The organism is Vibrio sp. V03_P4A6T147 (genome assembly GCF_002241085.1).
GTDB lineage: Bacteria > Pseudomonadota > Gammaproteobacteria > Enterobacterales > Vibrionaceae > Vibrio > Vibrio anguillarum.
Genome location: NZ_NDIO01000328.1, coordinates 1 through 25,526, shown reverse-complemented (window position 1 = coordinate 25,526; position 25,526 = coordinate 1). Strand labels below are relative to the sequence as shown.

Genomic DNA, 25,526 nt, shown 5'->3' with positions numbered 1-25,526 from the left:
TTCGCTCAGTTTATCACTGGTCGTTGTTTCTCGTAAGCCGCCGTTTAAGAAAAGCGATAAGCTTTAGTCACGTCAGTGAAAATTGGGTAAACTCAAGCCTCCTCATTATTTCTTTTGTTTCGGAGTTAACTTGCAGCTACAACTGATTTGCGAAGTTCCTGCTCAGCAAGCACATTTGGATACATTAGCCGCGCGTTGGGGATTAAAACCATGCGCTGAGAGCCCATTTGCCTTGGTATTAACTCAGTATCGTCTTGAGTTGCGTAAACTGGATGAGCCTAAACTCGGCGCTATTTATGTCGATTTAGTCACGGGGGCGGTTGCTCACCGACGTAAATTTGGTGGCGGTAAAGGTCAGTCGATAGCCAAAGCTGCTGGACTAAACAAAGGAGCGACACCGACCGTGTTAGATGCAACGGCTGGGTTAGGTCGTGATGCTTTTGTGTTGGCCTCGCTTGGCTGTAAAGTGCAAATGGTCGAGCGGCATCCCGTTGTGGCCGCGCTGCTCGATGATGGTTTAGAGCGTGCCAAGCAAGATGTAGAGATTGGTGGCTGGGTAAGCGAGCGAATGTCGTTACTTCACGCTTCGAGTCATGATGCGCTCGAAAAACTGGCGCAAGATGAAGATTTTGTAAAGCCAGATGTGGTGTATCTTGACCCCATGTACCCACATCCGGAAAGTAAAAAACAAACGGCTTTGGTAAAAAAGGAGATGCGCGTCTTTCAATCGATGGTGGGCGCTGACTTGGATGCTGATGCATTATTAAACCCAGCCTTAAGTTTGGCGACCAAACGCGTGGTGGTGAAGCGTCCTGACTATGCCGATTGGTTAGACAAACAAAAGCCGAGTATGGCGATTGAAACCAAGAAAAATCGTTTTGATGTGTATGTGAAAGCGGCGATGATCTAACGCATTCAATACGTTAGCTTTGGCGAGAAAATCTCGTGGCCCATAGATGTAATTTAGTGCTTGCTTAATCGTGTTTGGAATTGTATATCTAACTAATAATTATTCCTATTCGTGATCGAGGCGTACATGAATAAGCGTTTATGCAAATTGAACCGACACGATATTACTAGCCAGCTTGGGGATATCCATCAGATTGTGGCTGCGCCAAAATTTCTTTGTCGCTCATGTGCTCGTTCATCATCGGATAAAAACACGTTGTGTAAGCCTGCTGCTATTCCGAGTGCATCGACAAAGCTTGTTTCGGAAGGGAAGAAACAACTGCGCTCTGGTACGTCAAATGGCATGACGGACAAAGGTAAAAAGGCCGCAAAGCGATCGGAAAAACAGAACAAGAAAGCGTTAAAAAAACAAAAAAAAGTACTGAAGAAGTTAGAAAAAGTGCTGAAACAGCAGCAAAAACTGTTAAAGAAACATCCTGCATTACAAGTAAAGTTTGCCGATGTGAATCAACGAATTTCTTCGGTTAGTGAACGTTCACTACAACGGCAGATTCACTAAAAACAGATTGTTTACTAAAAATAGATGGTTTACTGAAAACAGATGGTGAGTTAAACCGAGCCACGATAGCCCCTTTTTCAACAACAAAGCCCGCGATGATTGCGGGCTTTGTTGTTTTTAACGCTCAACCTTATTCAGTGAGTACGGCTGGCAGCGACTTTGCGCTTTACCCAAGTTTCATTGACCCACAGTGAGAGCAAAATGATCACGCCGCCAATTGCAAGGCGCATTAAATCTACGTCGCGATTCCAAATCAGAATGTTCACCACTAATCCTGCGGGAACCAGCGCATTATTCATAATCGCTAATGCGCCTGCATTGACTAAACAGGCTCCTTTGTTCCACACGAAGTAACCAAGCCCAGAAGCAATTACCCCTAAGTAGATCAAAATACCCCATTGCAAAGAGGTAGTGGGCAGTTTTTCACTATTACCAAACAGTAAAAATGCCACGCTTGCTACCACCAATGCACCTAAGTAGAAATAACCGAATACGCTGTGTTGCGCTAAAGTAATGGTCTCTTTTTCCATGAGGTATTTATAAGCCACTTGGCCGATAGCAAAACAGAGGTTAGCCCCTTGCACCACCAAAAAGCCCAGCAAAAAGTGCTCGTTTATTGCCGCAAATTTAATAAAAACGGCACCGATTACGGCAATGGCCGCCGTCACTAAGTACCACGGAGAAAAGCGGCCTTTCAGTAGATCGTAGATCAGCGTGACGTAGATTGGTGTAAACACCGTAAACAGCAAAACTTCAGGAACCGATAGCAGTAAAAATGATTGATAGTAGAAACAGTACATCAGGCCCAGTTGGATTCCACCAATGGTCATCAACTTAGCGATCAACGGAGCGGGAACGGTTTTAAACCTGATCAAAGGTAGAAATACTAAGCTCGCTAATGCAACGCGCATCCAAACCGCGAACCAAGAATCAACTTGACCGGCGAGATAAACGCCGATCAAGCTAAATGAAAATGCCCAAAGTAGGGTGACTGCAGAGAGATAGGCCATAACAAACAACGCTGAACAGTAAATAACCTGCAGTCTAACCGAGTTTTGGCTTGTCGTCAGTCGTGAAGTGGTATTACAAGCATGTCGACTGGCGAACAGTTAATCAGTTGCCGAGTGGATGAGAGTAACTTGCTCCAAAAATCTTGATGATGACCGCAGACCACCAAATCAACACTGAATTCAGCGATGGTTTCGCATAGCTCATTACTGAGGTCGCCGCTGCCTACTAGTGTATGGCGGATAGGGTATTGCGCGTGTTCCGCTAAGGCTTGCAGCTGCTTTTGTGACGCTTCCATCGCGTGATGTTGAGTTTCTGCTAAATTGATATCAATGAGTCCGGTATACAGCTCGGCATAGTTAACATCAATGTGAATGAAAGAAACGTCAGCATCGAGTGGTTTTGCCAGTGCAACAGCTTTGTCGACTAAGAGTTTACTGTCTTCTGAAAGATCAATGGCAACCAAAATATGTTGATAACTCATTGTATTATCTCCTGATGGGGTACTGATTAAAGATTAGCACTGAGGCCGAGAGTTTTTTGTCGTCGTGATCTCATATCCGCATACCTGACTCAAAGTGTTATGGTGAGGTTCATGGTATAGTCAATTCAAATCGTTACATAAACTAGGAGTCGACATGTTGTCACAAGCTATGGTTGAAAAACTGAATGAACAAATTAATCTGGAATTTTTTTCATCCAATCTATACTTACAAATGAGTGCTTGGTGTGAAGATAAAGGATTTGAAGGTGCTGCCGAGTTTTTACGCGCTCATGCCGTAGAAGAAATGCAGCACATGCAGCGTTTATTCACCTACGTGAGTGAAACGGGTGCACTGCCTATCCTTGGTGCGATCGCAGCGCCAAAACATAAGTTTACGAGCCTTGGTGAAGTGTTTCGCGAAACTTATCAACATGAGCAGATGATTACTCAGCAGATTAATAAACTCGCTCATGCGGCGTTCACATCTCAAGACTACTCAACGTTTAACTTCCTTCAGTGGTACGTTGCGGAGCAACATGAAGAAGAGAAGTTGTTTAAAGGGATTTTAGATAAGCTAGAGCTTGTGGGTGATGATGGTAAGGCGCTGTTCTTCATCGACAAAGACCTAGCCGCAATGGCAAAAGCCGGCTCATCTTCTGTAATGGATACCCAAGCTGTGTAATCGCAGCAGAAAGAGTATGAAGCGATCGTCTTTTTCTTTGGGTTCTATGCAAAGGTGTAGGGAGGAAAAGATGATCACTGGGGATACAATTTTATTTGCGCTAATGCTGGTCACTGGGGTTAACCTAGTCAGGTATCTTACGGCGCTACGCTCACTTATTTACATCATGCGTGAAGCTCATCCATTGCTTTATCAACAAGTGGATGGCGGTGGCTTTTTTACCACTCACGGTAATGTCACCAAGCAGGTTCGTCTTTTCCACTATTTGAAAGGTAAAGAGTATCACCATCACCACGATCCCCTATTTACGGGCAAGTGTGATCGCGTTAGAGCGCTGTTTATCTTGTCGATGTCATTGCTGGCGGTGACAACCTTCGCGGCTTGTATCGTATAACTGAGCCAGTCATTGTATTGATTAAAGGAGCTATCGTGCTCCTTTTTTATCGTCTGTATAAAGTCATCGACTTATTTCTTCACTATTATGCATCTTCATTGTGCGGCGACTATTATTAGCAAGAGCAATCGAAAGGAGAAAAATAATGGATGAAAAAGCACTGCTCGCACGTTTGAATGAGTTACCTCGTATTCAACAAGTATTACAAGAACTACTCGAAATGGTTAATAAGGAAGAGGTCGATTTTGGTGCGCTCACAAAAAAAATTGCCATGGAACAAGTGTTGAGTGCGCGGCTGCTTCGCCTTGCAAATTCGGCACATTTTGGCGGAAGCCGCACAGTGGCCTCTATCAATGATGCGGTGATTCGTGTCGGAAGTGGCTCGGTGAGAACTATGGTGGTGGCATCGGTATTATCCAGTGCTTTTCCTAAAATTGACACCTTGGATCTGCAGCAATATTGGTCCGATACCTTTGAAATTGCCATTATCGCCAGCAAACTGGGAGCCGCTTGTAAACTCGATGCCAATAGCGTTTTTACTACCGGAATATTGCACAACATTGGCCAATTGATGATCCACACATTAGCGCCGCAAGAAGCGTTGAAAATTCGCCTTTGTGTTGATGCTGGTGAAGTTGAACTAGAAGCACAACAGCAAATCATCCATACCGATGCGAATGTACTGGGGGCGAAGCTAGCCAAAGCTTGGAAGTTTCCTGATGAGATGGTCGATGCGATCGCCTACTCTGCGCAGCCAGAAAAAGCGCAGCTTTCACCAAAACTTGCCCGTGTATTGCATTTTGCCCGTGATATCCACCATCAATGGGATATCCTGACCGAAAAAGAAAAACGCTTATTTCTGGCTGAGCACCCAGATGCTCGTGTACTGGCAATATCTGCCACATTTGCTGAAACAATTGACGCCGTTCGCGGAAAAGGGCGCGAGCTTGCAGAGCAGCTCGTCTAATACCGTCGCTGGTGGATTAACCTTGTCTTCACTCAATTAGTCGTTAAAATGTCCCCCATTGATAAGGATGTACGCCACTAGCGCTGCATCCTTTTTGTTTGTCATTAGGTGCGTGTGCGTCTAATTAAATGAAGGTGAAAGCATGAGTCAGTCGTTTGATGTTGTCGTTATTGGTGCTGGCGCCGCCGGGCTAATGTGCGCCGCGCAAGCTGGCCTGCGCGGGCGCAGCGTATGCGTTCTCGATCATGCCAAAAAGCCTGGCCGTAAAATTTTGATCTCAGGTGGCGGTCGCTGTAATTTCACCAATTATGAACTATCGGCCGCCAACTATTTATGCCGCAATCCCCATTTCGTTAAATCAGCGTTATCGCAGTACAGCCAGTGGGACTTTATCTCGCTGGTCAGTAAATACAATATTGCGTTTGAAGAGCGCGATCATGGCCAGCTCTTTTGCCTTGATTCGGCGAAGGACATCGTCAATATGTTGCTAAAAGAGTGCGATTTACCGACGATCAAGCAGCGTTATCAAGTCGAGATTCAATCGATAGATAAGGTGCCAAAGGGCTTTCAGCTCACCACCAATGACGGGCCGATCGAGTGCCAGTCACTGGTGGTCGCAACGGGTGGCTTGTCGATGCCCAAACTCGGCGCGACTCCTTTGGGTTACAAAATTGCAGAGCAGTTTGGACTGGCGGTGATCCCAACCACGGCCGGGCTCGTGCCTTTTACACTGCATAAACAAGATAAAGAAGATTTCGCCGAACTGGCCGGCATTGCCATTCCAACTGAAATCACTACTGAAGATGGCACTGTGTTTAAAGAAGCACTGCTGTTTACTCATCGTGGTTTATCTGGGCCGGCGGTGTTGCAAATTTCTTCTTACTGGAAAGCGGGGCAGAAGGTCAGTATCAACTTAGTGCCGGAAGTAGACATCGAGCGGCTATTGAATGAATCACGTGAAGCACACCCAAATCAAAGCTTAAAAAACACACTCGCGAAAGTACTGCCTAAGCGTTTGGTTGAAGTGCTGATTGAGCGCAAAGCTTTTGTCGATAAACCGCTCAAACAGTTAAACCCACACGAAATAACCGCTATCGCACACGACTTACAACATTGGCCGATTCTTCCCAATGGTACTGAAGGTTATCGCACCGCCGAAGTCACATTAGGTGGCGTAGACACCGATTGCCTCTCATCGAAAACCATGGAATGCAAATCGGTTCCGGGCCTCTATTTTATTGGTGAGGTAATGGATGTGACGGGCTGGCTTGGCGGCTATAATTTCCAATGGTGTTGGTCAAGCGGCTATGTCGCCGGACAATGGGTGTAAGCTTTATTGTTCCTGAACATAAGCTGTTTCGAGATAAAAAGCCATCCTCAACGATAAATGTCACTGAAGAGCACTGTCAAACCAATGGATAGTTTTTTAGAAAAAAGAAGAGCTGCACAGGTTAGCCCTTCTTTTTTGTTGTGTGGCAATGAATTGCTTCTAGCTGGATTTATTTTGTTTATAGCGGTCAAAGATAACCGCCGCGAGCAAAATAGTTCCTCGCACTACGTATTGAGAAAAAGGTGACATATTCAGTAGATTCATCGCATTCTCTACCGTACCGAGGATGAGCACACCCGCAATAACGTAAGATACTTTACCTATCCCGCCTTTGAGCGATACCCCACCGAGCACACAAGCAGAGATGACCACTAACTCAAAACCGACGGAAGTCATCGGCTGACCGCTGGTCATACGCGCGGCTAAAATAACCCCAGCGAGCGCAGAGATAAAGCCAGAGATAGTGAAAATGATGATTTTAGTTTTTACGACGTTGACACCCGCTAATCGTGCGGCTTCTTCATTACCGCCAATCGCTAATGTATTGCGCCCATAAACCGTACGGTTTAGCAAAAAGGCAAAAATAGCGAAGGTGACTATGGTTAACCAAATTGGCGTTGGGATACCAAGTAAAGAGGAGTTACCTAGGGTGAAGAAATGTTCTTCAGTGATCCCAACCGCCTTACCGTCAGAGATGATATAACCAAGACCACGAGCTATTTGCATCGTTGCGAGAGTCGTTATCAGCGCATTGATCTGCAATTTGGCAATAACGAAGCCATTTAGCAAACCAAAGAGTACACCTGAAAGTAAGCCTGCGCCGATACCCAATACCACACTGCTGGTTGCGTTAATCGCTACCGCCGTGACTACGCCAGAGCAGGCAATAACCGAAGCAATCGAGAGATCTAAATCCCCGCAGGCTAGGCAAAAGAGCATGGCGCACGCAACCATGCCGCTCATGGAAATAGCCAGACCGAGCCCTTTCATATTAATGAATGTAGCAAAATAAGGGACAAATAAACTGCAAAGCAAAAATAGCCCAGCAAAGACCATCAGCATGCCGAACTTATCCCAGATGGAAGAGAACTTAAAAGAGCGAGTCGGGCTCTCGGTATTGTCTATTTTGGTTGAACTCGTTACAGCCATTAGGATATTCCTTTTTACGCAGCGACGTCGTTGCCAATCATGGCAAGACGTAACGCAGATTGTTCGTTAAATTCAGTTCGTGTTAATTCACCAGTTACTTTGCCATCTTTCATAACCAGTAATCGGTCAGCGATACCAAGCACTTCAGGCATGTCACTAGAGACAACTAAGACAGTCACGCCATTTTCTGCCAATTTGAAGATCAACTCGTATATCTCAGACTTAGCGCCAACATCAATGCCGCGCGTCGGCTCATCTAGCAAAATGACGCTCATATCGGTAGATAACCAACGACCAAGGATCACTTTTTGTTGATTGCCACCGGAGAGCTCGCCAATGGGTTGATCTAACGAAGCGGTTTTGACGTTTAATGACTGGTTTTGTTTGAGGGCATTGCTCGACTCCCACTGGAAGTTGATTAACCCACCAAGCTTTAGATGCCATGGACGGGCGCTGATATTGGTGTTTTCTTGCACCGATAAAATAGGCACGATACCGTCTGCTTTGCGATCTTCAGGGCATAAGGTAATGCCCGCCCGAATGGCATCTTCAGGTTTAGTAATCCGTATTTTTTGTCCGTGAAGATAAACATCGCCCGCGGTGGCTTTTTCTGCTCCGAAAATCAAACGGGTAAGTTCTGTTCTGCCCGCACCGACCAGACCAAACAAACCTAATATTTCGCCTTGCTTTATTTCTAGCGAGAGAGGAGCGGTGAGCCCTCTGCCCATCAGGTTTTTAATCGCTAATCCACTTTGACCAAGAGGACGAGAGCGGTAGTTGTAAATGTCATTGATTTCCCGGCCAACCATTAACTCAACTAAACGGTCATGAGTGAGAGTCGAAAGGTCATAACAGGTTTGCACATGGGTACCATCTTTGAAGATGGTGATTGCATCACACAGAGCGAATATTTCTTCCATACGATGAGAAACGTAAAGAATGATTTTGCCGTCGTCGCGCAATTCGCGGATCACTTTAAATAGGTTTTCAATTTCACGTTGAGACAAGCTACTGGTTGGTTCGTCAAAAGCGATGATGTGTGCATTGCGACTTAGCGCTTTAGCAATTTCAACCATTTGCCACTGGCCAATAGAAAACTCTTTTAATGGGCGAGAGGGGTCAAAATTTTCCCCCAAGCGCAATAACTGTTTACGTGCGTTACGATTGAGGGTTTCGGTATCGACCCGGCCATGTTTAGTGGGAAGTTGCCCTAAGAAAATGTTTTCTGCCACGCTGAGTTCAGGAACCAAATTAAGCTCTTGATAAATAATGGCGATACCTTGCTCTAATGCGTCAACCGTCGATTGAAATGTTACTGGATGCCCATCAATGAGCAGCTTGCCGTGGGTGGGTTGATGCAGCCCGCTTAGCGTTTTCAATAGAGTCGATTTCCCAGCCCCATTTTCTCCCATTAAGGCATGAACACTACCGCTGTTAACGCGAAAGCTAATGTCGGTCAGTGCCTTAACACCCGTAAAGTGTTTTGATATTTGGCAAAACTCTAAGCAAGAGTGTGAAGCTGCCATAGTCTGTACTCCTGTTTACTTCGCGAAAGCGGTACGAAGAAGCTGTACCGCTTTTAGCCATTGACGACGAACGCCTTACAGGCCTTTCTTTGCCAGTTCTGCTTCGTAGTTGTCGCGAGTAATTAAGACAACGTCCGTCACTTCAACGAATTTTTGTGGTTCAACACCGTCTTTCACCCATTTATAAAGTGATTCGATGCTTTTGAAGCCGTGTACATCTGGGCTCGGTAAAAGAGAACCATAGAACCCTGTTGGTTTCGATTTAGCTAATTCACTGACAGCATCGACGCCATTAATGCCAACACCAATCACATTACTTGCGTTAAACCCTTGTCCTTCTGTCGCACGAACGCCGCCGAGAACGGTATTGTCGTTCATACCGACGATAAGCCACTGCTTGACCATTGGGTATTGCACCAGTAGCGAGTTTGCTGCATCCAGAGCGCCAGGGATGTCATTTGCTTTGGTTGGCACGCGGTAAATTTGGTTGGATGGGAAACCCGCTTCTTTCAGTGCCTTAATCGAACCATCGACACGACGACGCGCGGTATCCAGCTCGTCTGCGGTTATGGCCATAACGCCCGTTGTTGCGGTATCCCAGTTACGTTTTGTCATCTCTTTGTACAGTTCAGAACCTTGGCGATAACCAATTTCACTGGCAGCCATCATCACCAAAGGCACGTTTGTCATCGGTTCGCCTTTCGCATTAAGGAACTGGTCATCAACCGTGATGACTTTCAAATCGTAGCTTTTTGCTTTAGCCATAATTGCAGGCCCAAGCTTAGGGTCAGGTGTGCAGATGACAAAGCCTTTGGCGCCACTTGCCGCTAGCGTATCGATAGCGTTCAGTGTTTTTTCTCCATCAGGCACCGCCATTTTGATCACTTCAAAGTTATATTGCTTACCGGCTTGCTCAGCAAAATTCCATTCTGTTTGGAACCAAGGCTCTTCAGGTTGTTTTACCAAATAACCTAATTTGAGTTCATCGTTGCTACCGAAAAAGGCATTAGCAGAAATACTGAATAATGCGGTTCCGGTGAGTATTGCGGCAGCGAGTGTGGTTTTTATGCTTTTCATCTTATTTGTCCGTCCACTGGTAGGGTTGTTTCATCTCCATACTTAAGGAAGTTGACGAGCTTTGAAGTGATGAAAATCACAGCAGAAAAATGTAGCGTTTTTGTCCATTCATGTAGCGAGGTAGGGCATGAAGTACCTCTCACTTTTTATGGTTTTATGTGTTTGATTTTATATGTCCATCGGCTATTTGGCGTTTTTATGCGCTTTTTTTTCTGGAAAAAAGCTGAAGTGATGATTTTAAAACCATTAGCACAGAATGAGTGTGTCGACTAATTTATCCATATTTTTAGCTATTGGGTTCATGGTGATATTGACGTAAGACCGTTATAAAAATAGGCAGTTAATCGGTCTGATGTGGAGTGACCATGAATAATTTGAATATAGATTCACCTTACGTGATCGGCTTAGATTTTGGCTCTGATTCTGTACGAGCTTTATTGGTGAATGCTCGCAATGGTGAAGAGGTTGCGTCTGGCGTGGCTAACTACCCAAGGTGGGCAAAAGGACAATACAGCGACTCGAACCAATCTCAATTTCGTCATCATCCTCTTGATTATATTGAGTCTCTTACCATTGCTGTCCGAGAAACGTTGGCGCAGGTTTCCACGGAGATCGCACAATCTGTTGTTGGTATTGGCGTGGACAGTACGGGTTCGACTCCAGCCCCTATCGATAAAGAGGGCAATGTGTTGGCGTTGCTTCCTGAGTTTGAGCATAACCCCAACGCCATGTTTATCTTGTGGAAAGATCATACTTCCGTGACCAAAGCGGAACGCATTAATGAGCTGGCCCATTCACACACTTTTCCAGACTACACCAAATACATCGGGGGATTGTATTCATCGGAGTGGTTTTGGGCGAAAGCCGCGTGGGTAGCGGAACAAGATGCAGGGCTTGTTCCTTATATCCATAGCTGGGTTGAGTTGTGTGATTGGGTTCCAGCTCTCCTTGCAGGGTGTCAGCATCCTACAAATTTACGTCGTGGTATTTGTGCTGCAGGGCATAAAGCGATGTGGCATGAAAGCTGGGGCGGTTTACCTTCGCAAGATTTTTTATCGGCCATTTCTCCCACGCTCGATGGCATGCGAGATCGAATGTTTACTGAGGTATACACCTCAGACCAATTAGCTGGGCATCTGAGTGCAGAGTGGGCGCAGCGGCTAGGCTTACCAGAGGGAATTGCCATTGCCATTGGTGCTTTTGATTGCCATATGGGCGCGGTGGGCGCTGGCGCTGGCGAACATGACTTAGTGAAAGTTATTGGTACGTCAACATGCGATATTTTGATGGTGGATGCACAAAGTATCGGTGATCGAACCATTCATGGAATATGTGGCCAAGTTACGGGTAGTGCGATGCCAGACTTAATGGCACTGGAGGCTGGGCAATCAGCATTTGGTGATATTTATGCTTGGTACAAACGTGTGATGTTGTGGCCAATCGCACAACTGGCTAAGCAAAACCCACAATTAGGAATTGATCTGGACGCCGTTGAGGCCTTGTTAATTCCTCAACTTACGGCGGAAGCACAGTCAAAACGTCTGCAACTGGAAACGCCTCTTGCTTTAGATTGGCATAACGGGCGGCGAACGCCTTATGCTAATCAACGTCTCAAGGGCGCAATCACGGGGCTGAACTTAGGCTCTAGTGCACCAGATATCTTTGCATCACTGGTGGAATCAACGGCTCATGGTGCGAAATCAATCGTCGATTGTTTCGTTGAGCAAGGTGTCGAAGTGAAACGTGTCATCGCCATTGGCGGAATTTCTCAGAAGTCACCATTTGTGATGCAAACCTGTGCCAATGTCATTGGGCGAGAAATCGCCGTTGTCGCTTCAGAGCAGTGTTGTGCATTAGGTGCGGCCATTTTTGCAGCTGTTGCGGCCGGGGTTTATAGCGATGCCGAGCAAGCTCAAACTCAAATGGCGAGCCCAATCTGCGATGTTTACTACCCAGATGCTGACACCAAAGGGATGAGCGAATGGCGTTACCACGCTTATCGCCAGTTAGGGCAGCAGATCGAACAATTTTCTGAATTCTTGTTGGCACAGGAGTGTACTGATGAGTGTTAAGACTTCTCTAGGCTTCGATTTAGCGAGCGACCCACAAGCAAAGCAACGTCTGAGTGAGCTTCGGCAGCAAGTATGGCAAGCCAATATGGCGCTACAGACCCACGGTTTAGTTACCTTTACTTGGGGCAATGTATCAGGCATTGACCGCTTAACAGGGTTAGTTGTGATTAAGCCAAGTGGCGTCGAATACGAAGCACTCAATGCCGGCAATATGGTGGTGGTTGATCTGAATGGCTTGGTTGTCGAGGGCGATCTTAAACCCTCCTCTGACACGGCTACCCATTTGGCTTTATATCGCGCTTACCCAGAACTTGGCGGCATTGTGCACACGCATTCTCCTCATGCCACCTCTTGGGCTCAAGCAGGTAAAGCCATTCCAGCATTGGGTACTACTCATGCTGACTATTTCTACGGCAGCATTCCCTGTACTCGCCCCTTGACCAATGCCGAAATCGCAACCGACTACGAACACCATACCGGCAAGGTCATCATTGAAACGATCAGTGGTGGTGAAGTGTTGGCCATTCCTGGGGTTATTGTTAATGAACACGGCCCATTCAGCTGGGGTAAGGATGCTGATCACGCCGTTCATAACTCAGTTGTCATGGAGGTTGTCGCCAAAATGGCGCTGCAAACTTTGCAGATCAACCCTCAAGTGACATTCATCAATCAAGCCCTACTGGATAAACATTACTTACGTAAACACGGAGCTAATGCTTATTACGGTCAAAGTAATGTAAAAAATAAATAAGGGATAACAATGAACACGTTTACCAATCAACAAGTGTGGTTTGTCACTGGGTCGCAGCACCTTTACGGACCTCAAGTATTACAAAATGTCGCGCAAAATAGCCAAGAAATTATCCATGGTTTAAATCAATCTCCAGCCATTTCGGTTCCTTTGGTGAACAAAGGTACAGTGAAGACGCCAGATGAGATATTAGAGGTTTGTCGCCAAGCCAATAATGATGATTCATGTATTGGTCTCGTGCTTTGGATGCACACATTCTCGCCTGCAAAAATGTGGATTGCGGGGTTAAGCCAACTCAATAAGCCGTTCTTGCATCTTCATACTCAATTCAATGCGGCCCTGCCTTGGGATGAAATTGATATGGGCTTTATGAACCTAAATCAAAGCGCCCATGGTTGTCGTGAGTTTGGTTTTATTGGCACGCGACTGGGGATTGATCGAAAAGTAGTCGTGGGGCATTGGGAGAGCCCGATTGTTCACCAACAGGTGGATGATTGGTGCCGTGCAGCGATTGCTATTCATGAAGGGAAGTCGCTTAAAGTAGCGCGTTTTGGCGACAACATGCGTCAAGTCGCGGTGACGGAAGGAAACAAAGTCTCTGCGCAAATTCAATTTGGTTATGAAGTTCATGGCTATGGTTTGGGTGAGCTGAGCGAGAGCGTCAATCAAGTTTCAGACAGTGATGCTAAGGCTTTAATGGATGAATACGCTTCTTGCTACAGCATGAGCCCTGAACTTTTCAAAGACAGCGCAAGTATCAATATTCTAACCCAAGAAGCGAAGTTGGAATTGGGTATGCTGCGTTTCTTGGATTCCGTGGGCGCGAAGGCATTCACCAACACCTTTGAAAATTTATCGGGTATTTCGAACTTGCCGGGCTTGGCCACACAACGCTTGATGGAAAAAGGCTTCGGGTACGGCGGTGAGGGGGATTGGAAGACCGCAGCGATGACTCGCATTATGAAAGTGATGGGGCAAGGCCGAGTGGGCGGAACATCGTTCATGGAAGACTACACCTACAACTTTGGTCAGCAAAGCCAAGTTCTCGGCGCTCATATGCTGGAAGTTTGCCCTTCTATTGCTCAAGACAAGCCAAAGATTGAAATTCATCGTCACACTATTGGCTGCAAATGCGACATTGCTCGTATGATGTTCAGCGGAAAAGCGGGGCCTGCGGTAAACGTATCCTTGATTGATCTTGGAAATCGCTTTCGCATGATAGTCAATACGGTCGATACTCAAGCTCCACCACAATCGCTACCTAAATTACCCGTGGCGCATGCGTTATGGACGCCGCAACCCAACCTTGAGACGGCAGCCGCAGCATGGATCCATGCGGGTGGCGCGCATCATACCGTATACAGCCAAGCGGTGAGTGTTGAGATGTTAGCGGATTATGCCGAAATGGCGGGGATCGAAATGGTATTAATCGATAACCAAACCTCCTTGTATCCATTCAAGTCCGCACTCAAAACAAACAGCGTTTATTACCGTTTATCTTCAGGTATTTAAACCCGCGGAACACTCCCTCATTTGAGGGAGTGTTCATTAGGCTATGGTGTGAACATGAATGCTCTTCCTTTATCCACTGGCTTACCATTACTGCGTTATAAAGAGTGGTATTTGGAATTAAAAGCCGATACACCCGATCAATTTCAGCTGTGTTGTGAGGATAAACCTGTATTCGTTGGGCAGCTTGAGCTGATCAACAATGGGCTTATCATTGATATGCGCTCTGTGGTTTGGCATTTCAGATCTAAGCAAAACCATTTAGAGCAGTGGTGCAACATTCAGCTTAACGAAACACTCTCATTGAGTATGACTTACACCTTTTTTCAAGGTGCATTGGTGATTGATTATCTTGCGCGAAATAGCATCCCAACTCGGCTTGATATTCGACATCACATTACTCAAACAGATGTTAGCCACCAACTGGCCACGCAACCTGAAGACATCATCTCTTCGATTAAAGGTTGGCAAAGAAAACGTAATGATCAACCCAGTGAATACTTAATCGAACCCGTAGGGCATGGCTTCTGTGAGGCTTTTTCTGCGACACAATGGATAGTCTTAGATGAAAAGTGTGAACTGAAAAATCGTACTTAACGAAGAGGTTGCTTACACTACACGTAAATTACAGTGAATATTGCCCCCATGCAGAATAACCCTCTAAAACCTGGATATAACTTTAATGCTCATTTAGTGGCTGGACTAACGCCAATTATTGAGGGAGATGAACTGGATTTTACGATTGATCGACCTAATGGCATGAAAGGTTTTATTGTCAATTTTACGAGCAAAGGCGAGGGAACCATTTTTTATGGCGAAGATGAGTTTCACGTGAAACCTGGAGACTTACTTCTTTTTCCTCCAACAGCGGCTCACTATTATCATCGAAAAAAAGATTGTGCTTCTTGGTTTCACCGTTGGGTTTATTTTCGGCCACGAGCCTTTTGGCATGACTGGCTAACATGGCAACAGCAAAAAAATGGCGTCTACTTAACGCAAGGGTTGGATGAGAATACCATTCGCTATATTGAAAACCTGTTTATCGATATTGAATACACTTCAAAACAAGATGTCCCTTATCGAAATGATTTATCGATTAACTTGCTCGAACAATTATTGATTAGATGTAAGACACTGCAACCGGATGTCGTCAGCAAACCGCTTGACCCTAGGGTGGTGGAAGCGATGAATTATATGACGCAAAACCTCAATCAAGACTTCACTATCGAGGATGTTTCGGCCCATATCTGTTTATCACCATCGCGTTTAGGCCACCTATTTCGTTCTGAAATGGAGATGACCATAACCCAATGGCGCGACGACCAAAGGATCAGCCGAGCCAAACAATTACTGGTCACGTCTAACTACTCGGTCAATCACATTGGTCGAATTGTGGGCTATTCAGACCCACTCTATTTTTCTCGTGTTTTTAAACGTAAGGCCGGTGTGAGCCCTAAGATTTACCGCGATCAAATTACTTTGTAAACCTATGCAATCTGTCCGTTTGGGCTTTTCGTCAATTTGGGTCGCTTTCATTGAGTGATCGTTTTAGGCGTTTTAAACTGCTGCACGACAAGCCCTGTGATGATCAGCACTAAACCAATCAGAGTGGTGGGGTGAATAGTTTCGCCAATAATAGTAGCCAGCAACAGCAGTGAGATGAAAGGTGAAGCAAAAATGAGATTGCTGATCCTTGCGGTGTTGGCCGTGAGTTTTAATGCACTCAACCACAGCACGAAGGTGATCCCCATTTCAAACAAGCCGACATAAGTTACCGCGCTCCATCCTTTAATCGTAATCTGATGCCAGCTTGCACCTTCATAACAACTTAAACCAATCGCAAAAGGGATGGCGATCAAAAACCCCAGTAAAACGCCAATCACGGGGTCGGCGGTGTTTTTGGTATTAAGAATCCAGTAGCCAGCCCAAAGAAGCGTTGATAATAGTGCCAGCCCAACACCCAGCGGGCTATCAAACTGCATGGCTAAAATATCACCCTTAGTCGCGATAACCACCACACCAAAATAGCTCAGTGCACACGCTATCCAATCTTGTTTACGGATGGTTTGTCCTAAAAATACAGCGGCCATCAGTGTCAGGGTGATGGCCCAACTGTAGTTGATCGCTTGCGCTTGAGAGGCGGGCAGCAGTGAGTAGGCCTTAAACAGAATGAGGTAGTATGCGAGAGGATTAATTAAGCCCAACAATAAGTAATACCAAGGGTTAGCGAGAAAGGTACTCACCACTTGGTTGAGCTTGCCTTGCAGCGCGCAAATGCCCAGCAGTACGCACCCAGAGACAGCACTCGCAACCGTCAGCATCTGGATCGGCGTAAATTCAGCCAGCGTAAGTTTGAAAGCCGTGGCAACCGTTGACCACAATAATACGGCAGATAAGCCAAAGCCGAGTGCGCGTCGTTCGTCCATGAATCCTCGTTAGAATAATTGTTGAAATAGTGTTCAGCGGCGCAAGTCTATAGTTTGCTGTTAACTTGTACAAACTGGACATTTATCCAGTATCGAAATACCATTTGTCCATGACTGATAAAATGAGTTAACCCGTTATCATGCAATGGATTATCGAAAATCAAGCGTTAGTGCTTTCAACGTTAGGCAGCGCCGTGCTGAGCGGCTCAGTGGCTGGTTGGTGGGTTAAGCAGAAGCTCAATTTGAAAAGTGAGCTATTACAACAGCAGTTAGAGACTCATCAAGCCCATCATCAGCAGCAGATAATCGAACTCAAACAAGCTTTGCAGCAGGCGCGACAAGAGTTGGATGAGCTGGATGAAGAACGAGATAAAGCCGCATTTGAGCTTAAGCAATCGCACGGGAAATTCATGGCCGCGATGGAAAAGTTGCGCTATTTCGAAGTGGTTAAGCAAGAGCGGCAACAGAGCATGGAAGATGCGCACGCTCTGCGTGAGCAGAAATCGCAACTTGAGGCTCAACTGCGTGAGCAAGAAGCACGGCATGAACAGCAAATTCAATCGAGCCAAGAAAAACTACAGTTACTTGAACACGCTGAGGAACGCCTAAAGCAGCAGTTTGAGCAGCTAGCCAATCAGTTATTTGAAGTCAAAACTGCGAAAGTGGATCAGCAGAACCGTCAAAGTTTGGAAGGGCTACTTTCTCCGCTGAAAGAGCAGCTCGAAGGGTTTAAAAAGCAGGTCAATGACAGCTTCAATCATGAAGCGAAAGAGCGCCATACGTTGGTTCATGAATTGAAAAACTTACAACGCCTCAATGAACAGATGGCGCAAGAGGCTCTCAATTTGACTCAAGCGCTGAAAGGCGACAATAAACAGCAAGGCAATTGGGGTGAAGTGGTTCTCGCGCGGGTGCTGACCGAATCGGGCCTGCGTGAAGGGCACGAATATCACACTCAAGTCAGTTTGCAAAACGAGGCTGGTAAGCGCTATCAACCGGATGTGATCGTCAATTTGCCACACGACAAACAGGTGGTGATTGACTCGAAAATGGCGCTGGTGGCTTATGAGCGTTATTTCCATGCTCAAACTGAAAGTGAACGTGCTCGCGCATTAAGTGAGCATTTACTTGCGCTGCGTGCCCATATAAAAGGACTCGGTCAGAAAGATTATCATCAGCTCAAAGGGCTACAAAGTTTGGATTACGTGCTGATGTTTATTCCCGTCGAACCTGCATTCCAAGTGGCGATTCAAGCTGATCCCAGCTTGGTAAAAGAGGCGATGGAGCAAAATATTTTGCTGGTTAGCCCAACCACCTTGTTGGTTGCGCTGCGTACGATCGATAATTTATGGCGCAATGATCGACAAAACCAGAACGCGAAGTTGATCGCTGAGCGGGCCAGCAAATTGTACGATAAATTACGCTTGTTTATGGAGGACATGGAAGGGCTTGGCAGCGCGTTAGACCGTGCAAACCAAAACTATCAAGGGGCGATGAATAAGCTCGCGACAGGGCGCGGCAACGCACTGCGTCAAGCCGAAAGTTTTAAACAACTTGGCGTCGAGATAAAACGTTCCATAAACAGTGAATGGGTCGAACAAGCACAAAATGAGGCATGGGCAGACAGTGCGGTGGAAAATGCACCTTTAGTAGAAAGACATCACGCTGAGGATAAAGTAAACTGATCGCTCGCAGTCGCCTTTAACAAAACAGTGCTGCCCAAGAGGAACCTTCATGACGGATACCAGCGTGCAATCAAAAACAGCATTAGAGACACAAAATACCACTCACTTTGGTTTTGAAACCGTAGCGAAAGAAGAAAAAGTCGCCAAAGTCGCGCAAGTTTTTCACTCGGTTGCGGCCAAATACGACATGATGAATGACCTGATGTCTGGTGGCATTCATCGCTTATGGAAGCGTTTTACCATTGATTGCAGTGGCGCTCGCCCGGGCCAACGTATTTTGGATCTTGGTGGTGGTACGGGCGATCTAACCGCCAAATTTTCACGCATTGTGGGCGAAAAAGGTCATGTTATTCTGGCTGATATCAACAACTCGATGCTCAATGTCGGACGCGATAAATTGCGTGATAAAGGTGTAGTGGGCAACGTACATTACGTGCAAGCCAATGCCGAAGAACTGCCTTTTCCAGATAACTATTTCGACTGCATCACCATCAGTTTTTGCCTGCGTAATGTAACCGATAAAGATAAAGCGCTGAGCTCGATGTTCCGCGTTTTAAAACCGGGTGGTCGTTTGTTGGTACTTGAGTTCTCCAAGCCAGTGCTTGAGCCATTATCCAAAGTATACGATGCGTATTCGTTCCATCTATTGCCGAAAATGGGCCAAATCATTGCCAATGATGCCGACAGCTACCGCTATCTTGCGGAATCTATCCGCATGCATCCCGATCAAGAAACCTTAAAAGGGATGATGGAGCAGGTTGGTTTTGAGCAAACGAGTTACTACAACTTAACGGGCGGTATTGTTGCGCTGCACCGTGGTTACAAATTCTAAGGATTGGGCATGCCGTTTGAGCCTTTAGTTACCGCCGCGATTGAGACCACACTCAACACCTTAATTCAAGACGATCCTGAGTTGGTGCGCCGATTATCACGCCTGAAAGGGCAAGTCATCCAAGTGCATCTCAAAGAGTTCAATAAAACGCTGACCTTCATTTTTAGCCAGCAAATTGATGTGTTAGCGGCTTACGAAGGCGAGTCGAATTGCTACCTGTCGCTCAATGTTTCCATTTTGCCCGAGCTACGCGAGCAAGCGAACATCACCCAACTGATCAAACAAGATAAGTTGGTGTTGGAGGGCGATATTCAACTGGCGCAAAAATTTGCCCAGTTGATCACCGATTGCAAGCCGGATGTTGAAGAGTGGTTGTCACGCGTGACGGGCGATGTGCTGGCTCACGCTTTAGTGCAGGGTGTGAAAGACATAGGCCAAGCGCTGCAATCACAACGAAGCAAGCATCAAAACCATCTCAGCCAAGTGTTAACGGAAGAGTGGCGTTTATTGCCCAGCTCGCTCGAGGTGGCTTATTTTTGTGACCAAGTGGATGATCTCAATAGCCAAGCGGCGCGTATTGAAGCCAAAATTCAACACTTGTTGGAGCAAGCATGACGCCAACTGAACTCAAGCGGTTGTACCGAATTATCAAGGTACAATTGGAATATGGTCTAGATGAATTGTTGCCAGAACATCAACTTACTAAAGCGCCAATATTAGCGCGCAAAGGATTGTTCTGGATTAAAAATCAGCATGCGGACAAACCATTAGGTGAGCGCTTGCGCTTAGCCTTGCAAGAGCTTGGTCCAGTGTGGATTAAGTTTGGCCAGATGATGTCAACGCGGCGTGACCTGTTTCCACCGCACATCGCAGACCAACTTGCGTTACTGCAAGATAAAGTCGCTCCGTTTGATGGTGTACTTGCTAAAACTCAGATGGAAAAAGCGTTGGGCGGCGCTTTAGAAACTTGGTTTGATGAATTTGATATTGAACCACTTGCTTCTGCATCGATTGCTCAAGTCCATACCGCCAAACTCAAATCATCTGGCCGGGAAATCGTACTCAAGGTGATTCGGCCAGATATTCGGCCAGTGATTGATGCCGATATCAAACTCATGTATCGCATGGCGAAAATTGTTGCCAAAGCATTACCTGAAGCAAGGCGACTGAAGCCCGTTGAAGTGGTGCGTGAATACGAAAAAACTCTGCTTGCTGAACTCGATCTACGCCGAGAAGCAGCCAACGCCATTCAATTGCGTCGTAACTTTGAAAATAGTGAAGAGTTATACATTCCAGAGATAATTCCTGACTTTAGTAATGAAACTGTCATGGTTTCTGAGCGAATATACGGCATTCAAGTTTCTGATATTGAAGGTTTAGCGGCCAACGGTACTAATATGAAGTTGCTTGCTGAACGCGGGGTGAGCGTATTCTTTACCCAAGTATTCCGCGACAGTTTTTTCCATGCCGATATGCACCCGGGTAATGTCTTTGTTAATCCCGCGCATCCTGACAATCCACAATGGATTGGCTTAGATTGTGGTATTGTCGGTACCTTAAACAGTGAAGATAAACGTTATTTAGCCGAAAACTTCTTAGCTTTTTTCAACCGAGATTACCGCCGAGTGGCACAATTGCACGTTGATTCTGGTTGGGTTCCACGTGAAACCAACATCGATGAATTTGAGTTTGCTATTCGCGTGGTCTGTGAGCCAATTTTTGCCAAGCCATTGTGCGAAATCTCATTTGGTCACGTGTTGCTAAACTTGTTTAACACGGCTCGTCGCTTCAATATGGAAGTGCAGCCGCAATTGGTCTTGCTGCAAAAAACGTTATTGTATGTCGAAGGGTTAGGGCGTCAGCTTTATCCTCAATTGGATTTGTGGCAAACCGCTAAACCATTTTTAGAAAAATGGATGATGAACCAAGTTGGGCCGCAAGCGTTTATCCGCGCAGTGAAAGAGCGAGCTCCGCTTTGGGCTGAAAAATTACCTGAGTTGCCAGAGCTGCTTTACGATAGCCTCAAACAAGGTAAAGCAATGAACCAAAGGTTGGATCAGTTGTACCAAGGTTATCGAGCCAGTAAGCGTCAACAGGCAACAGGAAAGTTTTTATTTGGTATTGGCGCCACTTTGGTCGTATGCTCGGCGATATTAGTGACCAGTGCTTATCAGCCGTTTGCAATAACCAGTGCGATTGCAGGTGTTGTATTTTGGCTACTCAGTTGGAGTGCTTACCGTCGTTAAGCGGTCTTTTATTTGAAATCAATTTGTTGAGAAATTCCTGAGGTGTAGAGAATGGGTGGTATCAGTATTTGGCAACTTCTAATTATTGCCGTGATTGTTGTATTACTATTTGGAACCAAGAAACTGCGTGGTATCGGTAGCGATCTCGGTGGTGCGGTTAAGGGGTTCAAAAAGGCGATGAGCGATGAAGAGCCAGCCAAGAAAGACGCAGATTTTGAACCTAAAAATATAGAGCAGCAGAAGACAGAAGCGACTGCTGAGACTAAAAAAGATAAAGAGCAGGCCTAACACGTGTTTGATATCGGTTTTTGGGAGCTGGTATTAATATCGGTTGTCGCGTTGGTCGTTCTTGGCCCTGAGCGTTTACCTCATGCTATTCGCAGTGTGGCAAAATTTGTTAGCACAGCAAAGAACATGGCGAACAGTGTTAAAGATGAATTAGCACATGAGCTCAAAATTCAAGAGCTGCAAGAAAACTTGCGTAAAGCAGAGCAAATGGGAATGGAAAATTTATCTCCAGAGCTGAAATCTTCTGTGGATCAGCTCAAGCAGGCTGCGCAAGATGTACAACGCCCTTATGCGAACTCATCGCCCTCTGAAACAAAAACAGAGCACGATGAACAAAGCGTTGAAGTGATTCCCGCTACAACGATTTCGTCGCCTGAAACGGCCGATAAGAAAGCCGACTCATCTCTGTAGGAGGAGTTACTGCTACCACTGTAACTCCTCCTCTTATGCTCTATTTATACGAGGTTCGATATGTCTTCCGTTGAGCAGACACAGCCTTTAATCAGTCACTTGCTAGAGCTGCGCGATCGTTTATTGCGTTCAATAGCTGCGGTGATCGTGATTTTTATCGGCTTAGTCTATTTCTCTAGCGACATCTACGATTTTGTCTCCAAACCATTGGTTGAGCGTTTGCCTGAAGGGGCGACGATGATTGCGACCGATGTTGCCTCGCCCTTTTTCACGCCACTCAAACTTACTTTGATCACGTCCGCTTTTCTCGCGGTGCCTTTTATCCTTTATCAAATCTGGGCCTTTGTCGCTCCAGGTTTGTATAAGCATGAACGCCGTTTAGTCATGCCATTGATGTTTTCAAGCTCGTTGTTGTTCTATTGCGGTGTGGCGTTTGCGTACTTTGTGGTATTTCCACTGGTGTTTGGCTTTTTTACGGCCATCTCTTTAGGCGGTGTTGAGTTTGCAACGGACATTGCCAGTTATCTCGATTTTGTGCTTGCGCTCTTTTTCGCTTTTGGTATCGCCTTTGAGGTTCCCGTCGCCATCATTTTACTGTGTTGGACGGGGGCGACGACGCCGAAAACCTTGAGTGAGAAAAGGCCTTATATCGTGGTTGGGGCATTTGTGGTGGGTATGTTACTGACGCCGCCTGATATGGTGTCGCAAACCTTGCTCGCCATTCCGATGTGTTTATTGTTTGAGGTTGGACTTTTCTTTGCTCGTTTTTATGTGCGCAAAGATGAGGAAGAGCCGGAAGATGAAAGTCATTAATACATGAAAAAAGCGGCGAATAGCCGCTTTTTTTGTACTTATGGTAGTGGACTATTTAATCTTCAAAAGATAACCGCACTGAGAGCATCGATAGACTTCCTTGATGCCCAGAAGTTTTTGCCAGAAGGTTCGATGTTGACGTTGTAAGTGATTACCATGTTCACACATATTAGCCACGTTTATGTATTAAAATTTTGCCGCATACTATAGTGTTTGTGTGATTGTTTTTGTGACATAGATCACGCTGATGTGTATGTCATTCTATCTATAGTTCTATAAATTATAATTTAAACAGTGAGTTAGCATTAGTGTTTGTAATGTTATTCACCTCAACCAACGAGAGTTCGGTGAGTTCTGCGATGCGTTTGGCAACTAGCGTTGTGTAAGCTGGTTCGTTGCGCTTACCTCTGTGAGGGACAGGGGCTAAATAGGGGCAATCTGTTTCTAGCAGAACAAAGTTCATATCGAGATGCGGTAATACTTTATCCATACCGCCATTTTTAAACGTTGATACACCACCAATCCCAAGATGAAACCCTAGCTCATTAATTGCTTTAGCTTCTTCAAGCGTGCCGCCAAAACAGTGGAATACACCGCTAAGTGAGCCATCTTGCTCTTTTTCCAGCAGTTGTAGAGTTTGAGCGATGGAATCACGGGTGTGGATGACAACAGGCAAATCGCGCTCTTTGGCCCAATTAAGTTGAGTGACGAAAGCCATCTCTTGTTCGGCCTGAAAGGTTTTGTCCCAATACAGATCAATGCCAATTTCACCAATGGCGATAAAGGGGTGTTTATCTAGCCAAGATTCTATAACCGCTAGCGTTTGCTTCACATTTCCATCTACATAGCATGGGTGCAGCCCCATCATCGATCGGCAAAGTTCAGGGTAAGCCGCTTCTGTTTTAAGCATAGGCTCAATGGAGGCAAGATCGATATTGGGCAACAAAATAGCCTCAATGCCTTGCGCCTTAGCGCGTTGCACGACCTCATCTCGATCGTGATCAAATTCAGTGGCATAAATGTGAGCGTGAGTGTCAATCATGGTGTATCTCGATAAACAGAGAATGGGAGAACAGTATACGGAAGTGTGAGCCTGAGGTCATTTTTCTGATTTTTGTCGATTGGCGCTAGCGTCAAAAAGCGAGAGTGATATGATTTCGCCACACTTGAGCGATAGCGGTAGTGAAGAAAGAATGCTTTCTCACACTGCGTATAAACAAGGAGAAGAGAGTGTCAGTATCCATTCAAGGTCAGTTCCCAGGGCGTCGCATGCGTCGCTTACGCAAGCATGATTTTAGCCGCCGTTTGATGGCTGAGAATCAGTTATCGGTTAATGATTTAATTTATCCCATGTTTATTTTGATGGGTAAAGATCGCCGCGAGCCAGTGGAGTCTATGCCTGGTATTGAGCGTCTCTCTATCGACTTAATGCTCGAAGAAGCGCTGTATTTGGCTAATCTCGGCGTGCCAGCCATCGCACTTTTTCCAGTGGTTAATCAAGATGCTAAAAGTTTGTGTGCTGCTGAAGCGCATAATCCTGACGGCTTAGTGCAACGTGCGGTGAAATTATTAAAAGAGCATATACCACAAATGGGTGTCATTACCGACGTCGCGCTGGATCCTTTCACGACCCATGGCCAAGATGGCATCATCGATGAAAGTGGCTATGTGATGAATGATGAGACCACCGAGGTGTTGATCAAACAAGCGCTGTCTCACGCTGCAGCCGGTGCCGATGTGGTTGCCCCTTCCGATATGATGGATGGACGAATTGGTAAGATCCGCGAAGCGCTTGAAGAGGCGGGTTTTATTCACACACAGATCATGGCTTACTCTGCGAAATACGCGTCATGTTATTACGGCCCATTCCGCGATGCGGTTGGTTCCTCTTCGAACCTGAAAGGGGGAGACAAGAAAAACTATCAGATGGATCCGGCCAACAGCGATGAAGCCATTCACGAAGTGGCGATGGATATCAATGAAGGGGCTGACATGGTGATGGTGAAGCCCGGCATGCCATACCTTGATGTGGTGCGCCGCGTGAAATCTGAATTACAAGTTCCTACGTTTGCGTATCAAGTGTCTGGCGAATATGCGATGCATAAAGCGGCCATTTTAAATGGTTGGCTTAAAGAACGTGAAACCGTAATGGAGTCATTATTGTGCTTTAAACGCGCTGGGGCAGACGGCATTTTAACCTATTTTGCTAAAGACGTTGCGCAGTGGCTGGCAGAAGATAACGCCAAAACGGCACAATATTTACATCAAGATAACTAAGTTGTGAATTTAGGCTGGGGAGCGAGTTTTTCTATCTATTTGAAAATCAATTAAAAAAAGATTTCATGAAATAGATGGGTAGGTGTTTTTAGCATGATTAGAAAATAAATGAGATTTTTTCTCATTTAGGG

At 45.9% G+C, this 25,526-nt stretch carries 26 protein-coding genes; 19 read left to right on the top strand and 7 right to left on the bottom strand.

The genetic code is table 11. The features are described from left to right. The first annotated feature begins 130 nt into the window (after positions 1–130). Complete coding sequence (locus tag B9J84_RS12800; protein ID WP_094124292.1) at positions 131–910, top strand: class I SAM-dependent methyltransferase; 780 nt, start codon at positions 131–133, stop codon at positions 908–910. A 111-nt stretch (positions 911–1,021) separates the two neighbouring features. Next, positions 1,022–1,468, top strand: coding sequence for a hypothetical protein (locus tag B9J84_RS12795; RefSeq protein WP_013855620.1), 447 nt, complete (start codon positions 1,022–1,024; stop codon positions 1,466–1,468). 134 nt (positions 1,469–1,602) lie between these two features. Here the strand turns inward: B9J84_RS12795 and B9J84_RS12790 are convergent, their stop codons facing one another. Together B9J84_RS12790 and B9J84_RS12785 are read right to left on the bottom strand one after the other, a co-directional pair. After that, the gene (locus B9J84_RS12790) at positions 1,603–2,478 is read right to left on the bottom strand and encodes a carboxylate/amino acid/amine transporter (protein ID WP_094124291.1); all 876 of its coding nucleotides are present in this window, start codon (positions 2,476–2,478) and stop codon (positions 1,603–1,605) included. A 56-nt stretch (positions 2,479–2,534) separates the two neighbouring features. Next, a complete protein-coding gene (locus B9J84_RS12785) occupies positions 2,535–2,960 on the bottom strand; it encodes a universal stress protein (RefSeq protein WP_010319581.1) in 426 nt (141 codons plus the stop codon). Positions 2,961–3,114: 154 nt separating this feature from the next. On the opposite strand from B9J84_RS12785, the gene ftnA reads away from it, so the two are divergent. From ftnA to B9J84_RS12765, 4 genes are all read left to right on the top strand, one after another. After that, positions 3,115–3,642: a non-heme ferritin gene (gene ftnA, locus B9J84_RS12780; RefSeq protein WP_013855622.1), complete on the top strand. Its 528-nt coding sequence runs from the start codon at positions 3,115–3,117 to the stop codon at positions 3,640–3,642. A gap of 70 nt (positions 3,643–3,712) precedes the next feature. Further along, positions 3,713–4,036, top strand: a complete 324-nt coding sequence (uspB, locus tag B9J84_RS12775) for a universal stress protein UspB (protein ID WP_010319583.1) — start codon at positions 3,713–3,715, stop codon at positions 4,034–4,036. 145 nt (positions 4,037–4,181) lie between these two features. Beyond that, positions 4,182–5,003 (top strand): HDOD domain-containing protein, encoded by an 822-nt coding sequence (locus B9J84_RS12770; RefSeq protein WP_019282127.1) that lies wholly within the window; start codon positions 4,182–4,184, stop codon positions 5,001–5,003. A gap of 142 nt (positions 5,004–5,145) precedes the next feature. Continuing rightward, on the top strand, positions 5,146–6,333 hold the full coding sequence (locus tag B9J84_RS12765) for an NAD(P)/FAD-dependent oxidoreductase (RefSeq protein ID WP_094124290.1): 1,188 nt from the start codon (positions 5,146–5,148) through the stop codon (positions 6,331–6,333). A gap of 159 nt (positions 6,334–6,492) precedes the next feature. Here B9J84_RS12765 and araH read toward each other — a convergent pair whose 3' ends face one another. The 3 genes from araH to B9J84_RS12750 form a co-directional block, all read right to left on the bottom strand. Then, entirely contained in the window at positions 6,493–7,482 is a 990-nt protein-coding gene (araH, locus tag B9J84_RS12760; protein ID WP_013855627.1) for an L-arabinose ABC transporter permease AraH, read from the bottom strand. A gap of 14 nt (positions 7,483–7,496) precedes the next feature. Continuing rightward, complete coding sequence (gene araG, locus B9J84_RS12755) at positions 7,497–9,008, bottom strand: L-arabinose ABC transporter ATP-binding protein AraG (RefSeq protein WP_013855628.1); 1,512 nt, start codon at positions 9,006–9,008, stop codon at positions 7,497–7,499. Between the two features lie 75 nt (positions 9,009–9,083). Next, a complete protein-coding gene (locus tag B9J84_RS12750; protein WP_047690318.1) occupies positions 9,084–10,085 on the bottom strand; it encodes an arabinose ABC transporter substrate-binding protein in 1,002 nt (333 codons plus the stop codon). 365 nt (positions 10,086–10,450) lie between these two features. Between B9J84_RS12750 and B9J84_RS12740 the strand changes: the two genes are divergently transcribed. From B9J84_RS12740 to araC, 5 genes are read left to right on the top strand one after another with little or no spacing between them, the layout of a single operon-like run. Further along, positions 10,451–12,157: a ribulokinase gene (locus B9J84_RS12740; protein WP_179217565.1), complete on the top strand. Its 1,707-nt coding sequence runs from the start codon at positions 10,451–10,453 to the stop codon at positions 12,155–12,157. Continuing rightward, positions 12,147–12,908, top strand: a complete 762-nt coding sequence (locus B9J84_RS12735; RefSeq protein WP_088733013.1) for an L-ribulose-5-phosphate 4-epimerase — start codon at positions 12,147–12,149, stop codon at positions 12,906–12,908. The genes B9J84_RS12740 and B9J84_RS12735 overlap by 11 nt, the downstream gene beginning before the upstream one ends. A 9-nt stretch (positions 12,909–12,917) precedes the next feature. After that, positions 12,918–14,420: an L-arabinose isomerase gene (araA, locus tag B9J84_RS12730; RefSeq protein WP_094124287.1), complete on the top strand. Its 1,503-nt coding sequence runs from the start codon at positions 12,918–12,920 to the stop codon at positions 14,418–14,420. A 54-nt stretch (positions 14,421–14,474) separates the two neighbouring features. Next, positions 14,475–15,014, top strand: coding sequence for a hypothetical protein (locus B9J84_RS12725; protein ID WP_017044513.1), 540 nt, complete (start codon positions 14,475–14,477; stop codon positions 15,012–15,014). Between the two features lie 48 nt (positions 15,015–15,062). Then, on the top strand, positions 15,063–15,902 hold the full coding sequence (araC, locus tag B9J84_RS12720; protein WP_029189931.1) for an arabinose operon transcriptional regulator AraC: 840 nt from the start codon (positions 15,063–15,065) through the stop codon (positions 15,900–15,902). Positions 15,903–15,949: 47 nt separating this feature from the next. Here the strand turns inward: araC and B9J84_RS12715 are convergent, their stop codons facing one another. Then, the gene (locus B9J84_RS12715; protein WP_017044512.1) at positions 15,950–16,843 is read right to left on the bottom strand and encodes a DMT family transporter; all 894 of its coding nucleotides are present in this window, start codon (positions 16,841–16,843) and stop codon (positions 15,950–15,952) included. Between the two features lie 140 nt (positions 16,844–16,983). Here B9J84_RS12715 and rmuC point away from each other — a divergent pair, with 140 nt between their 5' ends. The 7 genes from rmuC to tatC are packed head-to-tail and all read left to right on the top strand — an operon-like array spanning position 16,984 to position 23,118. Beyond that, complete coding sequence (gene rmuC, locus B9J84_RS12710; RefSeq protein ID WP_047690307.1) at positions 16,984–18,528, top strand: DNA recombination protein RmuC; 1,545 nt, start codon at positions 16,984–16,986, stop codon at positions 18,526–18,528. A gap of 49 nt (positions 18,529–18,577) precedes the next feature. Further along, a complete protein-coding gene (gene ubiE, locus B9J84_RS12705) occupies positions 18,578–19,360 on the top strand; it encodes a bifunctional demethylmenaquinone methyltransferase/2-methoxy-6-polyprenyl-1,4-benzoquinol methylase UbiE (protein ID WP_064626075.1) in 783 nt (260 codons plus the stop codon). A gap of 9 nt (positions 19,361–19,369) precedes the next feature. Beyond that, complete coding sequence (locus tag B9J84_RS12700; protein ID WP_026028624.1) at positions 19,370–19,975, top strand: SCP2 domain-containing protein; 606 nt, start codon at positions 19,370–19,372, stop codon at positions 19,973–19,975. Then, positions 19,972–21,606 (top strand): ubiquinone biosynthesis regulatory protein kinase UbiB, encoded by a 1,635-nt coding sequence (gene ubiB, locus B9J84_RS12695; RefSeq protein WP_013855638.1) that lies wholly within the window; start codon positions 19,972–19,974, stop codon positions 21,604–21,606. The genes B9J84_RS12700 and ubiB overlap by 4 nt, the downstream gene beginning before the upstream one ends. Before the next feature lie 51 nt (positions 21,607–21,657). Next, complete coding sequence (gene tatA, locus B9J84_RS12690) at positions 21,658–21,894, top strand: Sec-independent protein translocase subunit TatA (RefSeq protein WP_010319841.1); 237 nt, start codon at positions 21,658–21,660, stop codon at positions 21,892–21,894. Between the two features lie 3 nt (positions 21,895–21,897). After that, the gene (gene tatB / locus B9J84_RS12685) at positions 21,898–22,305 is read left to right on the top strand and encodes a Sec-independent protein translocase protein TatB (protein ID WP_013855639.1); all 408 of its coding nucleotides are present in this window, start codon (positions 21,898–21,900) and stop codon (positions 22,303–22,305) included. A gap of 60 nt (positions 22,306–22,365) precedes the next feature. Continuing rightward, complete coding sequence (gene tatC / locus B9J84_RS12680) at positions 22,366–23,118, top strand: twin-arginine translocase subunit TatC (RefSeq protein WP_094124286.1); 753 nt, start codon at positions 22,366–22,368, stop codon at positions 23,116–23,118. A 280-nt stretch (positions 23,119–23,398) separates the two neighbouring features. On the opposite strand, the gene B9J84_RS12670 is transcribed toward tatC, so the two are convergent. After that, complete coding sequence (locus tag B9J84_RS12670) at positions 23,399–24,160, bottom strand: TatD family hydrolase (RefSeq protein ID WP_094124284.1); 762 nt, start codon at positions 24,158–24,160, stop codon at positions 23,399–23,401. A gap of 188 nt (positions 24,161–24,348) precedes the next feature. Here B9J84_RS12670 and hemB point away from each other — a divergent pair, with 188 nt between their 5' ends. After that, complete coding sequence (gene hemB / locus B9J84_RS12665) at positions 24,349–25,395, top strand: porphobilinogen synthase (RefSeq protein WP_026028265.1); 1,047 nt, start codon at positions 24,349–24,351, stop codon at positions 25,393–25,395. The last annotated feature ends 131 nt before the right edge of the window (positions 25,396–25,526 follow it).

Bases quoted from the DNA above. Each gene is read 5' to 3' on its own strand.
- B9J84_RS12790 (WP_094124291.1), bottom strand. From the start codon at position 2,478: ATGGCCTATCTCTCTGCAGTCACCCTACTTTGGGCATTTTCATTTAGC.
- B9J84_RS12785 (WP_010319581.1), bottom strand. From the start codon at position 2,960: ATGAGTTATCAACATATTTTGGTTGCCATTGATCTTTCAGAAGACAGT.
- ftnA (WP_013855622.1), top strand. From the start codon at position 3,115: ATGTTGTCACAAGCTATGGTTGAAAAACTGAATGAACAAATTAATCTG.
- uspB (WP_010319583.1), top strand. From the start codon at position 3,713: ATGATCACTGGGGATACAATTTTATTTGCGCTAATGCTGGTCACTGGG.
- B9J84_RS12770 (WP_019282127.1), top strand. From the start codon at position 4,182: ATGGATGAAAAAGCACTGCTCGCACGTTTGAATGAGTTACCTCGTATT.
- B9J84_RS12765 (WP_094124290.1), top strand. From the start codon at position 5,146: ATGAGTCAGTCGTTTGATGTTGTCGTTATTGGTGCTGGCGCCGCCGGG.
- araH (WP_013855627.1), bottom strand. From the start codon at position 7,482: ATGGCTGTAACGAGTTCAACCAAAATAGACAATACCGAGAGCCCGACT.
- araG (WP_013855628.1), bottom strand. From the start codon at position 9,008: ATGGCAGCTTCACACTCTTGCTTAGAGTTTTGCCAAATATCAAAACAC.
- B9J84_RS12750 (WP_047690318.1), bottom strand. From the start codon at position 10,085: ATGAAAAGCATAAAAACCACACTCGCTGCCGCAATACTCACCGGAACC.
- B9J84_RS12740 (WP_179217565.1), top strand. From the start codon at position 10,451: ATGAATAATTTGAATATAGATTCACCTTACGTGATCGGCTTAGATTTT.
- B9J84_RS12735 (WP_088733013.1), top strand. From the start codon at position 12,147: ATGAGTGTTAAGACTTCTCTAGGCTTCGATTTAGCGAGCGACCCACAA.
- araA (WP_094124287.1), top strand. From the start codon at position 12,918: ATGAACACGTTTACCAATCAACAAGTGTGGTTTGTCACTGGGTCGCAG.
- B9J84_RS12725 (WP_017044513.1), top strand. From the start codon at position 14,475: ATGAATGCTCTTCCTTTATCCACTGGCTTACCATTACTGCGTTATAAA.
- araC (WP_029189931.1), top strand. From the start codon at position 15,063: ATGCAGAATAACCCTCTAAAACCTGGATATAACTTTAATGCTCATTTA.
- B9J84_RS12715 (WP_017044512.1), bottom strand. From the start codon at position 16,843: ATGGACGAACGACGCGCACTCGGCTTTGGCTTATCTGCCGTATTATTG.
- rmuC (WP_047690307.1), top strand. From the start codon at position 16,984: ATGCAATGGATTATCGAAAATCAAGCGTTAGTGCTTTCAACGTTAGGC.
- ubiE (WP_064626075.1), top strand. From the start codon at position 18,578: ATGACGGATACCAGCGTGCAATCAAAAACAGCATTAGAGACACAAAAT.
- B9J84_RS12700 (WP_026028624.1), top strand. From the start codon at position 19,370: ATGCCGTTTGAGCCTTTAGTTACCGCCGCGATTGAGACCACACTCAAC.
- ubiB (WP_013855638.1), top strand. From the start codon at position 19,972: ATGACGCCAACTGAACTCAAGCGGTTGTACCGAATTATCAAGGTACAA.
- tatA (WP_010319841.1), top strand. From the start codon at position 21,658: ATGGGTGGTATCAGTATTTGGCAACTTCTAATTATTGCCGTGATTGTT.
- tatC (WP_094124286.1), top strand. From the start codon at position 22,366: ATGTCTTCCGTTGAGCAGACACAGCCTTTAATCAGTCACTTGCTAGAG.
- B9J84_RS12670 (WP_094124284.1), bottom strand. From the start codon at position 24,160: ATGATTGACACTCACGCTCACATTTATGCCACTGAATTTGATCACGAT.